Origin of the sequence: Streptomyces sp. NPDC047117 (assembly GCF_040643545.1) — a bacterium.
GTDB lineage: Bacteria > Actinomycetota > Actinomycetes > Streptomycetales > Streptomycetaceae > Streptomyces.
This window is the reverse complement of record NZ_JBEYUN010000032.1, coordinates 36,231-49,914: the sequence shown is the minus strand read 5'-3', so window position 1 is coordinate 49,914 and position 13,684 is coordinate 36,231. Positions and strand designations below refer to the sequence as shown.

Genomic DNA, 13,684 nt, shown 5'->3' with positions numbered 1-13,684 from the left:
CCGCTGTCCGAGCCCCCGCTGCCCGAGTAGTCATCGTCGTCGTCATCGTCGTAGTGACGGCCGCCGCGCCCGGGTGCCGGCGGGGCCCGGTCAGGGCGGGCCCCGCCGGCTGCCGCCCGGCCCGCCCCCCGGCGGGCCGCACGGAGCTCACAGCTCGACCAGCACCGACCCGGTGTGGCCGCCTGCCACGAGTTCGCGCAGCGCCTGCGGCGCCTGGTCCAGGCCCCGCAGGCGGCTGTGCGCGAAGATCAGCGTGCCGTCGCGCAGCCCGCGCCCGAACTCCTCGGTCCACTCCTGCACGAGGTCGTGGTGGTCCCGTACCGAGAAGCCGCGCAGCGAGACCCGCCGGGAGACGATCAGCCCGGCGTCCAGCTCGACCGGCGCCGTGATCCCGTCCCCCTGCCCCAGCTGCGCCGACAACGCGCCCACCAGCGCGAACCTGGCCCCCGTACGGGCCGATTCGAGCGCCGCCGTCAGCTGCTCGCCGGCCACCATGTCCAGCAGGACGTCGATGCCGTTGGGTGCGGCGCGGCGCAGCTGCTCGCCGATCGGCCCGGCGCCGCGCAGCACCACCTCGTCGTAACCCAGCTCCTTCACCAGGTACTCGGCCTTGCGCTCGGAGCCCGTGGAGCCGATGACCCGGCGCGCCCCCAGGCGCCGGGCGATCTGGCCCGCGATGCTGCCGACGCCGCCGGCCGCGCCCGTGATGAACACGGTGTCGCCGGGGCGGACCTGCGCGATGTGCACGAGGGCGCCCCAGGCGGTGGCGCCCTGCGAGAGGTGGGCCGCCGGGTCGGGCAGCGCGTCGGGGTCGATGCGCCGGGCCCGTGCGGCGTCCACCAGGGCGTACTCCCGCCAGCCGAGGTCGTGCCGGACGAGGTCGCCGGGCGCGAAGCCGCCGCCGGGCGCCTCGACCACCTCACCGATCGCCGCGCCCCACAGCGCCCGGCCGGGCACGAACGACGGCATGGGCAGGTCGGCCGAGCCCATCATCGTGCGCATCGCCGCGGTCACGGCCATGACGCGGTTGCGTACGAGCACCGTGCCCGGAACCGGCACCGGGATCGGTGCGTCGGCCACCGTGAAGTGGTCCGGGGTCAGTGCGCCGTCGGCGCGTTCCGCGAGGCGGACTTCACGGTGGGTCGTGGGATGGACGGGCGCGGCCATGGGGGGAGGCTCCTGGGGGTAGAGGGCTGCCGGGGTGCGGTCCCGACCGCACGCGCCGCGTCCGGGATCGCCGGCCGACGGCTGGTAAGCGGTACGACCGGAACGAAGCTTTCCCAAATCTCCACGACAGATCAATACCGTCTGGTTGGATTATTGTTTGCACCGTCAATAGAATTCGGCCAGATCCGCTGAAGGCGGACCGCATCCACGAGCGAACACGCGGAGGACGGCCGGTGGCCAAGCAGGAACGGGCAGTGCGCACTCGACAGGCCGTCCTCGTGGCGGCGGCCGAGGTCATCGGCGAGCGGGGTTACGAGGCGGCCACCATCGCGGAGATCATCCAGCGGGCCCAGGTGACGAAGGGCGCGCTGTACTTCCACTTCCCGTCGAAGGACGCCCTGGCCCGCGCGGTCATTGCGGAGCAGACGGAGATGCTGGTGCCCCCGCCGAGCGAGTCGCGGGTGCAGGACGTCATCGACTTCAGCCACCAGGTGGCGCACGCGCTGCGCGAGGACCCGGTGCTGCAGGCCGGCACCCGTATCGCGGTGGAGACCACCTTCAACTCCGAGCCACTGGTGCCGTACCAGGACTGGATCGACATCGTGACCCGGATGTTCACCGAGGCGCACGAGCGCGGGGAGCTGCTGTCGGCGGTGAACCCGGCGAAGGCCGCGGAGTTCCTGGTGTCCGCGTACATGGGCGTACAGCTCTTCTCGCAGGCCGTCACGAACCGCGCCGACCTGCACGAGCGCGTCACCAACCTGTGGCGGCACATCCTGCCGGGGCTGGCCCCGCCGGGCGCCATGAGCCACCTGGACCCCGGCGGCCGCTGGATGCGCCGCGCAGCCTGACCTGTCCCCCACCCCCTTCCGACGGCGGCCTCCCGGCCGCCGTTTTTCGTTGCCCCGGACAACCCCGTCGTCCCGTGCGGCACGGCCGAAAACGGCTCTGACTCCATCCATGTACGTCACACGTAACACTTCTAGCCAAAGTTTCACTCTGAGACACTAGAAAACAAACCAGCCGGTTCGTATCTTGGGGCAGCAGGCGCTGAGTACGGGCGCACTCCGCGCCCGCCCAGGGAAGGAACCCGCATGACCGTCGTTCTGACCGTGCCGCCCCCCATGCCCGGCAGACGCACCGCGCCCGCGGGGTACGACACAGACCTCACCCACCTGCGGGCGCTGACCACCACGGTTCCCCGGGAGTACGTCCACCGCAGCGCGGTCACCGAGGTGTTCCTCACCGGCTGGCGCGGCGACGGCACCGACGCCTGGACCGTCGACGCCCAATGGCCGCGCGCCCACAGCTTCTACGGCCCCGCGCACGGACTGCACGACCCCGTGATGATGGCGGAGACCGCGCGCCAGGCCGGCCTCCTCCTCAACCACGTCGGACACGGCGTGCCGCTGGGCCACACGGTGGCCTGGGGCAGCGTGCGGTACACCGTCGCCCCCGAGGCCCTGAAGGTCGCCGGCACGCCCGCCGACGTCGAAGTCCGCGTGCGCGACCACGACGCCGTCCGCCGGGGCAGCCGGCTGTCCGGCATGCGGCAGACCTTCGACGCCTACCGGGACGGCCGGCCCCTGGGACGCACCGAGTGCACCTTCACCTGCCTGACGCCGGCCGTCTACCGGCGGCTGCGCGGCCCGTACGCCGACCTCGACCACGCCCTCTCGCGCGTGCTAGCGCCGGGCGAGCCCCTCCGCCCGGCACTGGTCGGCCGGGACCGGGAGGCCGACGTGGTGCTCTCCCCCGCCGACGGGACCGGCCGGTGGCGGCTGCGCACCGACATCACGCACCCCGTGCTCTTCGACCACCCCGTGGACCACGTGCCCGGCATGCTGCTGGTGGAGGCCGCACGGCAGGCCGCGTACGCCACCGTCGGACCCGGCCGCTGGACAGCCACGGCGATGGACTGCTCCTTCGCCCGCTACGCCGAGCTGGACGCGCCCACCTGGATACGCGCCCGGGCGCTCGGCCCGGACGCGACCGGCCGGCCCCGCGTGGCGATACGGGCGGAACACCAGGGCAACCCCGTCTTCACCGCCACGGTGACCTGCGCGCCGGTTTCCTGAGGCGCCGCTCGCCCGGTCCGTCCGCCGGGCGTCTCAGTTCCCCAGTGAGAGCCGCTGCTTGGGCGCGTCCGTCCGTCCCGTGGGCGGGGTGCGGCTGCCCGCGCGGTACGGCGCCGGCCAGGGCGCTCCGGGGCCGGAATACCCCTGTTCCGCGGCGGCGTGCAGGGTCCAGTGCGGATCGTAGAGGTGCGGCCGGGCCAGCGCGCACAGGTCGGCGCGCCCCGCGAGGACGAGCGAATTGACGTCGTCCCACGACGAAATGGCACCGACGGCGATCACCGGAATTCCCACCACGTTGCGGATGCGATCAGCGAACGGCGTCTGATACGAGCGTCCGAACGCGGGCTGTTCGTCGGCCACGACCTGCCCCGTGGAGACGTCGACGGCATCGGCCCCGTGCGCGGCGAAGGCCCGCGCGATCTCCACCGCGTCCTCGACCGTGGTCCCGCCGTCGGCCCAGTCGGTCGCGGAGATCCGTACGGTCATCGGCCGCCCCGCCGGCCAGACGGCACGCACCGCGTCGAAGACCTCCAGCGGGAACCGCAGCCGCCCTTCGAGGTCACCACCGTAGGCGTCCGTGCGGTGGTTGGTGAGCGGCGAGAGGAAGCCGGAGAGCAGATAGCCGTGCGCACAGTGCAGTTCGAGCAGGTCGAAGCCGGCGCGCGCGGCCCGCTCGGCGGCGCGTACGAAGTCCTCCCGTACGCCGGCCAGTTCCTCGGGCGTGAGCGCGTGCGGTATCTGGTTGACGCCCGTGCGGTACGGGAGCGCGGAGGCGGCCACCACCGGCCAGTTGCCCTCCGGGAGCGGCTGGTCGATGCCCTCCCACATCAGCCTCGTGGAGCCCTTGCGGCCCGAGTGGCCGAGCTGCACGCCGATCGCGGTGCCGGGCGCGCCGGTGTGGACGAAGTCGGTGACCCGGCGCCAGGCAGCCTCGTGCTCCGGCGCGTACAACCCCGTGCAGGCCGGCGTAATGCGGCCCTGGCGGCTGACGCAGACCATCTCCGTCATCACCAGGCCCGCGCCGCCGAGCGCCCGTGCGCCGAGGTGGACGAGGTGGAAGTCGCCCGGCGTACCGTCGCCGTCGGCGCTGTACATGTCCATCGGGGAGACGACGACGCGGTTGCGCAGGGTGAGGTCGCGGAGCCGGAAGGGCGTGAACATCGGCGGCGTGCCGGGCGCCACCCCGGCCTCCCGCTCGACCGCGGCCACGAACCCGGGGTCGCGCAGCCGGAGGTTGTCGTGGGTGACCCGGCGGCTGCGGGTGAGGAGGTTGAAGGCGAAGCGGCGGGGCGGCTGGTCGACGTACTGCCCGAGATTCTCGAACCACTCCAGGCTGGCGCGGGCCGCGCGCTGGGTGGACTCCACGACGGGCCGGCGCTCGGCCTCGTACGCGGCGAGCGCGTCGGGCAGCGCGGCGTGCTCCTGGAGGCAGGCGGCGAGCGCGAGGGCGTCCTCGACGGCGAGCTTGGTGCCGGAGCCGATGGAGAAGTGGGCGGTGTGCGCCGCGTCGCCGAGCAGCACGACGTTGCCGTGCGACCAGCGGGCGTTGGTGACCGTACGGAAGGCCGTCCAGGCGGAGTTGTTCGAGACCAGCGGCCGGCCGGCCAGCGAGGCCGCGAAGACCTTGGCGCACTGCTCGACGGACTCCTCGACGGGGCAGGCGTCCCACCCGGCCCGCCGCCAGACGTCCTCGTGCGCCTCGACGATGACGGTGCTGGCCCCGTCCCGCGGAAGGGCCCCGTCCCCCGAAGGCGCGGCGGCATCGAGCCGGCCGTCGCCTAGGGGCGGGCGGGAGTACGGGTAGCCGTGCAGCTGCATGACCCCGTGCTCGGTCTCCGCGATCTCGAAGCGGAAGGCGTCGAAGGCGAGGTCGGCGGAGAGCCAGATGTAGCGGCAGCGGTGGGTGGTGAGCTGCGGGCGGAAGACATCGGCGTGCGCGCCGCGGGTGGCGCTGTGCACGCCGTCGGCCGCGATCACCAGGCCGTGGTCGCGGGCGAGGTCGGCCGCGGGCGGCGCCTCCGTACGGAAACGCAGCCGTACGCCGAGCTCGCGGCAGCGGTCGTGCAGCAGCTGGAGGAGACGGCGGCGCCCGACGGCGGCGAAGCCGTGGCCGCCGGAGGTGAGGGTGTGCCCGCGGTGCACGATGTCGATGTCGTCCCAGCGCACGTACTCGCGGCGCAGCGCTTCGTGGACCACCGGGTCGGCCTGTTCGATGCCACCGAGAGTCTCGTCGGAGAGGACCACGCCGAAGCCGAACGTGTCATCGGGCGCGTTGCGCTCCCAGACCGTGACCTCGCGGGCCGGGTCCAGCCGCTTGAGCAGCACCGCCGCGTACAGACCGCCGGGACCGCCCCCGACGACCGCGACCCGGCCGCCGGGCAGCGCCCCCTCCCCCGAGCTCATTTCCCCTGCCACTTCGAGCCCCGGGCTCATTTTCCCTGCCACTTCGGGCTGCGCTTCGTGGTGAACGCGGCATGGAATTCGGCGTAGTCCGCGCTGTTCATCAGCAGCGCCTGGGTCGCCGCGTCCATCTCGACCGCCGCCGCCAGCGGCATGTCCAGCTCGGCGGTGAGCAGCGCCTTGGTCTGGGCGTACGCGAGCGCGGGCCCGGCCGCGAGCCGACGCGCGAGCGCGGCGGCGGCCTCGTGGGCCTTGCCCTCCTCGGCCAGCTCGCTGAGCAGCCCGATGCGCTCCGCCTCGGGGGCGCGTACGGCCTCGCCCAGCATCAGCAGCCGGGTGGCGTGCCCGAGGCCGACGACGCGGGGCAGCAGGTACGCCGCGCCCATGTCGCCGCCGGACAGGCCGACCTTGGTGAAGAGGAAGGCGAAGCGCGCCGACGGGTCGGCGACGCGGAAGTCGGCGGCGAGCGCGAGGACGGCCCCCGCGCCGGCGGCCACGCCGTGCACGGCGGCGATCACCGGGAACGGGCACTCCCGCAACGCGCGTACGACCTGACCGGTCATGCGGTTGAAGTCGAGCAGCTGTCCGGTGTCCATCTCCAGGGTGGCGCCGATGATCTCGTTGACGTCGCCGCCGGAGCAGAAGCCGCGCCCCTCGCCACCGAGGACGAGGGCGCGTACGGCACGTTCGCGGGAGAGCTCGGCGAGCAGGTCGCGGAGGTCGGCGTAGGCGCCGAAGGTGAGGGAGTTCAGGGTGTCGGGGCGCGCGAGGGTGACGGTGACGACGCCGTCCTCCCTGGTCACGCGGAGGTGTTCCCATGCGTCGGTGGCGTGCGCGGAACCGGTGAACGGGCTCATGGGCGTCGGGCCCCCTAAGGCCGGAGGGCTGGTGCCTGCCTCGCGAAGCTATCACGTAGCTGTGACTGTCGTCACGAGTACGCGATAGAACTTGGCCCTCGGTTCGCCTCGTGTCGCCACGGTCGGTGACGAGCCGTTTGCGGCGGAGATTCGTACCGTTATAGGAGGACATCAAGCTCTCTGTGAACGGACCACAGCCTTGCCGGAGCCAGCTGCCCCGTCCTCGTGGCGGATCACGCTGCCGCACACCACAGCCGCGGTGCCGATCGCGCGTGCCCTGATCCGCAAGGCCTTCGCCGACATGCACGTACCGGCGGACAGCGACACGGCGGAGCTGCTCACCGCCGAGCTGGTCGCCAACGCGGTCGAGCACACCGCGGGCGACAAGCCGATCGAGCTGGTCATCGAGGTACTGCCGAGCGGCCACCAGCACGTCGAGGTGCACGACAACGACCCCGCGCCGGTCGAAGGGCTGGGCGATGACGCCTTCCCGGAGGCGGACCCGCTGGACGAGGGCGGCCGGGGCCTGCTGCTGATCCGCACCCTCAGCGTGGACTCCGGCTACCGGCCGACCGAGCAGGGCAAGGTGGTGTGGTTCCGGCTGCCGGCGGGGTGAGGTGGGGGTTATCCACAGGGGGTGAGGCGGGGCGGGCGGGGGCGGTACGGTCTGGGGAGTGCGGTGGAGGTGGGGGAGGGGCCTTACCGCTGGTGGTTGGGGAGGGAGGGGCCCATGCCAGGGAAGTTCACCCCTTCGGCGTCACTTCGCCCACAGATTCCGCCACCCCCAAGCCCTCGCCCCCCTGCCCGCCGCCCCCGGGCCCCCGCCCCACAGCCTCGGCCGCCCGCCCCGCGCCCTCCGACCCCCGCCCCGCATCCCCCAGCCGCGAATGCCGGCGCCCGTACACCGCGTACACCACCGCGCCGACCACCAGGAACACGGCGAACTGCAGCCACGTCGCCGGGCCCGTGCCGTAGATCAGGTACGCGCAGAACGCGATGCCCAGCAGCGGGCTGACCGGGAAGAACGGCACCCGGAAGCGGCGCGGCAGCGTGGGCCGGGTGCGGCGCAGCACCATCACGCAGACGTTGACCACCGCCATGACCGCGAGCGTTCCGATGGTGGTCAGGTTCATGACCACGTCCAGCGGCACCACCGCGGCCGGGACGGCGAAGACGACGGCGACGATCCAGGTGCCCCGGACCGGCGTAGCGGTCTTCGGCGAGATCCGCTCGAACACCCGCGGGATCAGCCCGTCCCGCGACATCGACATCAGGATGCGGGTCTGGCCGTACATCACCGCGAGGACGACGGACGCGATGGCCACCACCGCACCGAAGGCGATGATCCCGCCGCCCAGCGCGGACCCGGTGACCCGGTCGACGATCAGGGAGAGCGCGGCGGGCTTGTCGGCGACGGCGTCGGCCGAGAGCGCGCCGACCGCGCCGAGGGCGACCAGGCAGTACAGCACGGTGACGACGCCGATGCAGATCAGGATCGCGGCAGGGACGTTCCGCCGCGGGTTCTTGACCTCCTCGCCCGCCGTGGTGACCGCGTCGAAGCCGATGTACGAGAAGAACGCGACCGAGGCGCCGGAGGTGACGCCGGCGACGCCCTGCGCGGCGAACGGCGAGAGGTTGCCGCTCCTGAAGGCCGTGAAGGCGATCGCGCAGAACAGGATCAGCACGCCGATCTTCAGGACGGCCATCGCGGCGGTGGCGCGGGCGCTCTCCCGGATGCCGCGCACGAGGAGCGTGGCGGCCAGCAGCATGACGACGACGGCGGGGACGTTGACGATGCCGCCTTCCCCGGGCGGCGCGGACAGCGCGGTGGGCAGCTGCCACCCGACCAGGCTGTCCAGCAGCTCGTTCAGGTACTGGCCCCAGCCCACCGAGACCGCCGAGACCGACACGCCGTACTCCAGCAGCAGGCACCAGCCGACGAGGAAGGCGGTGCGCTCGCCGAGCGTGGCGTACGCGTAGGAGTACGAGCTGCCGGAGACCGGGATCGCGCCGCCCAGCTCGGCGAAGGAGAACGCCGTGAAGACACAGGTGATCGCGGCGAGCACGAAGGAGACGACGACGGCGGAGCCGGCCTCGGCGACGGTGTCGGACAGGCCGACGAAGATGCCCGTGCCGACGATCGCGCCGACGCCGAAGCACACCAGCTGGAAGAGGCCCATCGTGCGCTTGAGGCCGTGGCCTTCGAGGTCCGTACCGGATTCGGCGACGAGGAGGTCGGGGGACTTGATGCGCAGTCCGGACGCGGACATGGGGTGGTTCTCTTCCTGGTGGTGCGAGGTGCCCGGTGCGGGTGGGCGGGCACGGAGAAGGGGACGGGCCGATGGGCCCGTCCCCCGGAGTTCGATTTCCGATGGTAACCGAATTGCTGCATGAGCGCCCATAAAGGCGTATTTGTATGCGCTGCCGAGCGGCGAGCGGCACGGAGCACCCCGACCCAAGGGGCGGCGCTGATGCGGTGGCGCGGGTCAGCGGCCCAGCGTGGCCACCATGACCGCCTTGATCGTGTGCATACGGTTCTCCGCCTCGTCGAAGACGACGGAGTGCTCCGACTCGAACACCTCGTCCGTGACCTCCAGCGACTCCAGGCCGTGCCGGGCGTAGATCTCCCGCCCCACGGCCGTTCCCAGGTCGTGGAAGGCCGGCAGGCAGTGCAGGAACTTCACGTCGTCCTTGCCCGTGGCCCGCAGCACGTCCATCGTCACCGCGTACGGGCTGAGCAGCGCGATCCGCTCGTCCCAGACCTCCTTCGGCTCGCCCATCGACACCCAGATGTCGGTGGCGACGAAGTCCGCGCCGCGTACGCCCTCGGCGACGTCCTCGGTGAGGGTCACCCGGGCGCCGCTCCGCTCCGCCAGCTTCCGGGCGCTCGCGATCACCGACGCCTCGGGCCACAGCTTCTTCGGCGCGACGATACGGACGTCCATGCCGAGGAGGGCGCCGGTGACCAGGTAGGAGTTGCCCATGTTGTACCGGGCGTCACCCAGGTACGCGAACGCCAGGTCGGCCGGCTCGCGGCCGGGGCTGTGCTCGAGCATGGTGAGCACGTCGGCGAGCATCTGGGTGGGGTGCCACTCGTCGGTGAGACCGTTGTAGACGGGCACGCCGGCGTGGGCCGCCAGCTCCTCGACGTTCGTCTGCGCGCTGCCCCGGTACTCGATCGCGTCGAACATCCGGCCGAGTACGCGGGCGGTGTCCTTCACCGACTCCTTGTGCCCGATCTGCGAGCCCGACGGGTCCAGGTACGTGGTGCGGGCGCCCTGATCGGCGGCCGCCACCTCGAAGGAGCAGCGGGTGCGGGTGGAGGTCTTCTCGAAGATCAGGGCGATGTTGCGGCCCTTCAGGTGCTGCTCCTCGGTACCCGCGCGCTTGGCGGCCTTCAGCTCCGCGGCGAGGTCGATCAGGTGGCGGAACTCCTCGGCGCTGAAGTCCAGCTCCTTGAGGAAGTGGCGGCCCGTGAGGTCAATCGCCATGGCAGGCTCCTAGGTCGCGGCGTACGGGGACGGTCGAATCGAATATTGGAAGTGTATACGACTAACCGCATTCCTATACGAAGGGTGTCTCCGGGACGGAGGCGAGAGGCCGCGACAAGCGCTGTGCCCCTCCCCCGCCGCTAGCCGAGCCCGTCCCGCTGGACCGGGCAGCTCATGCAGCGCGGACCCCCGCGGCCCCGCCCCAGCTCGCTGCCCGGGATCGTGATCACCTCGATGCCGCGCTTCCGCAGGAACGTGTTGGTCGTGACGTTCCGCTCGTACGCCACCACCACGCCCGGCTCCACCGCCAGCACATTGCAGCCGTCGTCCCACTGCTCGCGCTCCGCCGCGTGCACGTCCTGGGTCGCGGTCAGCACCCGCACCCCGTCCAGCCCGAGCGCCGCCGCGATCGCCCGGTGCATGTGCTCCGGCGGATGGTCGGTGACCTTCAGCTCCTGCTCGTTCGCGCCCGGCTCGATGGTGTACGAGCGGAGCATCCCCAGCCCCGCGTACTGCGTGAACGTATCGCCGTCCACCATCGTCATCACCGTGTCCAGGTGCATGAACGCCCGCCGCTTGGGCATGTCCAGCGCCACGATCGTCTGCGCCGAACCGGCCGCGAACAGCCCGCGGGCCAGCATCTCCACCGCCTGCGGCGTCGTCCGCTCGCTCATCCCGATCAGCACCGCGCCGTTGCCGATCACCAGCACGTCGCCGCCCTCGATGGTCGACGGGTACGCCGCCTGGCCCTCGGACCACACATGGAAACGTTCGTGCGTGAACAGCGGGTGGTGCCGGTAGATCGCCTCGTAGTGGATCGTCTCGCGCTGCCGCGCCGGCCACCGCATCGCGTTCACCGACACCCCGTCGTACACCCAGGCGGAGGTGTCCCGCGTGAAGAGATGGTTCGGCAGCGGCGGCAGCAGGAAGTCGTCCAGGTCCATCACATGGAAGCGGACGGAGGTCGGCTCGGGGTTCTGCTCGAGGAACTCCCGCTTCGTCATCCCGCCGATCAGCGCCTCCACCAGCTCCGCCAGCGGCAGCTCGGCGAACGCCGCCCGGATGTGGTCGGTGGCCAGCGGCCCGTACTCCTTCTCGTCGAAGACGCGGTCCAGTACCAGCTCGCGCGCTTCGGGGACCCGCAGGCTCTCCGCCAGCAGCTCCCCGAACAGGTGCACCTCGACGCCGCGATCGCGCAGGATGTCGGCGAAGGCGTCGTGCTCGGCCCGCGCGCGCCGGACCCACAGCACGTCGTCGAAGAGCAACGCGTCCTTGTTGGACGGGGTGAGCCGCTTCAGCTCCAGGTCGGGACGGTGCAGGATGACCCGGCGGAGACGACCGACCTCTGAGTCGACATGGAATCCCATCCCTCCATCCTGGCCGGATTCGACGATGATCACTCGATATCCGCCCACCCGGTGCGGCGCGAGCACCGGTCCGGAGCCGCGCGGCGCCGGGCGGGGGCGGCGGTCCTGAGGGGCGGGGCCCGGCCCCTCGCCCCTCAGGCGTGGCGCCTCATCCCAACTGGCTCTGCACCTGCGAGGAAATGATCTCCAGGTGATCGAGGTCGTCGAGGTCCAGCATCTGGAGGTAGACACGGGAGGCGCCCGCCTCCGCGTACCGGCCGATCTTGTCGACCACCTCGGCCGGCGAACCGGCCAGACCGTTGGCCTTCAGCTCCTCGACCTCACGCCCGATCACCGCGGCCCGGCGCGCCACCTCGGCGTCGTCCTTGCCCACGCAGGCGACCAGCGCGTTGGAGTACACCAGGTCGTCGCCCTTGCGGCCGATCTCCTCGGCGGCCGCCCGCACCCGGCCGAACTGCCGCCGAGTGTCCTCCAGCGAGGCGAACGGGATGTTGAACTCATCGGCGTACCGCGCGGCCAGTCGCGGCGTACGCGTCGCGCCGTGCCCGCCGATCAGCACCGGCACCTTGCGCTGCGCGGGCTTCGGCAGCGCCGGGGACTTCTCCAGCTGGTAGTACGTCCCGTCGTACGAGAACTCCTCGCCGACCGGCGTGCCCCACAGCCCGGTGACGATCGCCAGCTGCTCCTCCAGCCGCCCGAACTTCTCCTTGGGGAACGGGATGCCGTACGCCTTGTGCTCCTCCTCGAACCAGCCCGCGCCCAGCCCCAGCTCGACCCGGCCGCCGGACATCTGGTCCACCTGCGCGACCTGGATCGCGAGCACGCCCGGCAGCCGGAACGTACCGGCGGTCATCAGCGTGCCGAGGCGGATGCGCTTGGTCTCGCGGGCCAGCCCGGCGAGGGTGATCCAGGCGTCGGTGGGGCCGGGCAGCCCGTCCACCGTGCCCATCCGCAGGTAGTGATCGGACCGGAAGAACGCGTCAAAGCCGAGGTCCTCGGTGGCCTTGGCGACGGTGAGCAGGGTGTCGTAGCCGGCGCCCTGCTGGGGCTCGGTGAAAATTCGCAGATCCATGGCCCCATCTTCCCCCTCCCCCCGCCCCCACCCCCGCACCACCACTCCCAGCACCCGCACCCAGGCCGAACCGACAGGCCCACTCCACCCCGGCTGCGCGGGCCTGCCGTGGCCGCGAACGCGCACGATCCATGCAGTGGCCGCGATCGCGCACAATCCGTGCCGTGGCCGGGATCGCCCGTGATCCGTGCAGCGGCCGGGATTGCGCGTGATCCTGTCAGTCGGCGCTCGCGTTCTTGACGTACTCGACCTTGGCCGGGCTCTCCCCCTGAAGCCGGCCCGCGTGCCGCCATCCGCACGCCTCGTAGAACGAGTTGGCCGCGGCATTGCCCGCGAGGCTCTCCAGCCGGATGGCCGCATACCGGGCGAAGAGCGTTTCCTCCGCGTGGCGGAGCAGGAGACGATCCGGCCCTCCGGACCGAGGCAGTGCACCCCCCTGCTCCTGTTGCTGCTCCGGATGAGTCTTCACGTGGGCGTCCGAAGCCCCGCTGCCGATGAACCGGTCCACTCCCTCGTCACCCAGGAACGCGCGGTAGCAGGTTGTCCGGTCGACACGGCGATCCCGGGAGAAGTCGAAGGCGAATGGAGGTGGGTGGGAGTGGGAGTGGGGAGAGGTTGGGGCAGTCGGGCGGGCGCTGTGCCTGGGCCGGGGCGTGGCTGTGCCTACGCCGGGTCGTGGTCGTGTAAGCGGTCTCGGACGAGGAGTTGTTTGAGGATCGCGGCGGCGCGGTCGCGGGACTCGTCGGCCGCGTCCATCGCCTCCACACAGGTCCAGTAGAGCCCGTCCTCCTCCGCCGCGCAGACCACGCTCACCAGTGCCTCGCACACTTCGGCCAGCAGTCCGCACAGGTCCGTCAACGCGACCTTGCTGTCCTGCACTTCGGACAGCTGGGCCGCTCTGGGGCCGTAGGTTCTCGGCACCGGGCACAGCACCGCTGCGCCCGACCGGCCTCCTGCCTCGCCCAGCCTTCGTGCCTTGGCCCGCACCTCGAACGGTCCCGATATCGCCAGGAGACTGCCCACAGCCTCCGCCAAGGCCTGCGCCTGCCACGCCTCTATGACGATGTCCTGGACCGTCCGTGCCTGGGCCAGACCGTGCCGACTGGCCGCGATGATTCGCACCGCATCCATGCACGACCCCTTCCCTTGCCCCTCGTCCACTGTCTTGCGCACACCTTCCACTACCCAGAGTGAACTGGAACCGCCAAAAGCGCTAGAGTAATTCGCAAATCTGTGGACAACTAAGGCGAGT

Annotated in this window: 12 protein-coding genes; 3 read left to right on the top strand and 9 right to left on the bottom strand. The window is 71.7% G+C overall.

Annotated features, from left to right (window positions below):
- Positions 1-147 precede the first annotated feature (147 nt).
- Entirely contained in the window at positions 148-1,167 is a 1,020-nt protein-coding gene (locus ABZ840_RS36160) for an NADP-dependent oxidoreductase (RefSeq protein WP_361567814.1), read from the bottom strand.
- A gap of 254 nt (positions 1,168-1,421) precedes the next feature.
- Here ABZ840_RS36160 and ABZ840_RS36155 point away from each other — a divergent pair, with 254 nt between their 5' ends.
- The gene (locus ABZ840_RS36155) at positions 1,422-2,018 is read left to right on the top strand and encodes a ScbR family autoregulator-binding transcription factor (RefSeq protein ID WP_361567812.1); all 597 of its coding nucleotides are present in this window, start codon (positions 1,422-1,424) and stop codon (positions 2,016-2,018) included.
- A 243-nt stretch (positions 2,019-2,261) separates the two neighbouring features.
- Positions 2,262-3,245, top strand: a complete 984-nt coding sequence (locus ABZ840_RS36150; protein WP_361567810.1) for a ScbA/BarX family gamma-butyrolactone biosynthesis protein — start codon at positions 2,262-2,264, stop codon at positions 3,243-3,245.
- Positions 3,246-3,278: 33 nt separating this feature from the next.
- On the opposite strand, the gene ABZ840_RS36145 is transcribed toward ABZ840_RS36150, so the two are convergent.
- Complete coding sequence (locus tag ABZ840_RS36145; protein ID WP_361567807.1) at positions 3,279-5,648, bottom strand: FAD-dependent monooxygenase; 2,370 nt, start codon at positions 5,646-5,648, stop codon at positions 3,279-3,281.
- 26 nt (positions 5,649-5,674) lie between these two features.
- Positions 5,675-6,502 (bottom strand): enoyl-CoA hydratase family protein, encoded by an 828-nt coding sequence (locus ABZ840_RS36140; protein WP_361567804.1) that lies wholly within the window; start codon positions 6,500-6,502, stop codon positions 5,675-5,677.
- A gap of 199 nt (positions 6,503-6,701) precedes the next feature.
- Between ABZ840_RS36140 and ABZ840_RS36135 the strand changes: the two genes are divergently transcribed.
- A complete protein-coding gene (locus ABZ840_RS36135) occupies positions 6,702-7,118 on the top strand; it encodes an ATP-binding protein (protein ID WP_361567802.1) in 417 nt (138 codons plus the stop codon).
- Positions 7,119-7,245: 127 nt separating this feature from the next.
- Here ABZ840_RS36135 and ABZ840_RS36130 read toward each other — a convergent pair whose 3' ends face one another.
- The 6 genes from ABZ840_RS36130 to ABZ840_RS36105 form a co-directional block, all read right to left on the bottom strand.
- Positions 7,246-8,772 (bottom strand): amino acid permease, encoded by a 1,527-nt coding sequence (locus ABZ840_RS36130; RefSeq protein ID WP_361567799.1) that lies wholly within the window; start codon positions 8,770-8,772, stop codon positions 7,246-7,248.
- Between the two features lie 216 nt (positions 8,773-8,988).
- Positions 8,989-9,993: an ornithine carbamoyltransferase gene (gene argF, locus ABZ840_RS36125; RefSeq protein WP_361567796.1), complete on the bottom strand. Its 1,005-nt coding sequence runs from the start codon at positions 9,991-9,993 to the stop codon at positions 8,989-8,991.
- A 140-nt stretch (positions 9,994-10,133) separates the two neighbouring features.
- Positions 10,134-11,360 (bottom strand): arginine deiminase, encoded by a 1,227-nt coding sequence (locus ABZ840_RS36120; RefSeq protein WP_361567793.1) that lies wholly within the window; start codon positions 11,358-11,360, stop codon positions 10,134-10,136.
- 148 nt (positions 11,361-11,508) lie between these two features.
- The gene (locus tag ABZ840_RS36115) at positions 11,509-12,432 is read right to left on the bottom strand and encodes an LLM class F420-dependent oxidoreductase (protein WP_361567790.1); all 924 of its coding nucleotides are present in this window, start codon (positions 12,430-12,432) and stop codon (positions 11,509-11,511) included.
- 217 nt (positions 12,433-12,649) lie between these two features.
- Complete coding sequence (locus ABZ840_RS36110; RefSeq protein ID WP_361567787.1) at positions 12,650-12,940, bottom strand: hypothetical protein; 291 nt, start codon at positions 12,938-12,940, stop codon at positions 12,650-12,652.
- 155 nt (positions 12,941-13,095) lie between these two features.
- Positions 13,096-13,563 carry a DUF6099 family protein gene (locus tag ABZ840_RS36105; protein ID WP_361567784.1) on the bottom strand — a complete coding sequence of 156 codons (468 nt, stop codon included), beginning with the start codon at positions 13,561-13,563 and terminating at the stop codon, positions 13,096-13,098.
- Positions 13,564-13,684 lie beyond the last annotated feature (121 nt).

What these genes read in the sequence shown, in the direction of transcription:
- ABZ840_RS36160 (WP_361567814.1), bottom strand. Translation starts at nt 1,167, where the DNA reads ATGGCCGCGCCCGTCCATCCCACGACCCACCGTGAAGTCCGCCTCGCG.
- ABZ840_RS36150 (WP_361567810.1), top strand. Translation starts at nt 2,262, where the DNA reads ATGACCGTCGTTCTGACCGTGCCGCCCCCCATGCCCGGCAGACGCACC.
- ABZ840_RS36145 (WP_361567807.1), bottom strand. Translation starts at nt 5,648, where the DNA reads ATGAGCTCGGGGGAGGGGGCGCTGCCCGGCGGCCGGGTCGCGGTCGTC.
- ABZ840_RS36140 (WP_361567804.1), bottom strand. Translation starts at nt 6,502, where the DNA reads ATGAGCCCGTTCACCGGTTCCGCGCACGCCACCGACGCATGGGAACAC.
- ABZ840_RS36130 (WP_361567799.1), bottom strand. Translation starts at nt 8,772, where the DNA reads ATGTCCGCGTCCGGACTGCGCATCAAGTCCCCCGACCTCCTCGTCGCC.
- argF (WP_361567796.1), bottom strand. Translation starts at nt 9,993, where the DNA reads ATGGCGATTGACCTCACGGGCCGCCACTTCCTCAAGGAGCTGGACTTC.
- ABZ840_RS36120 (WP_361567793.1), bottom strand. Translation starts at nt 11,360, where the DNA reads ATGGGATTCCATGTCGACTCAGAGGTCGGTCGTCTCCGCCGGGTCATC.
- ABZ840_RS36115 (WP_361567790.1), bottom strand. Translation starts at nt 12,432, where the DNA reads ATGGATCTGCGAATTTTCACCGAGCCCCAGCAGGGCGCCGGCTACGAC.
- ABZ840_RS36105 (WP_361567784.1), bottom strand. Translation starts at nt 13,563, where the DNA reads ATGGATGCGGTGCGAATCATCGCGGCCAGTCGGCACGGTCTGGCCCAG.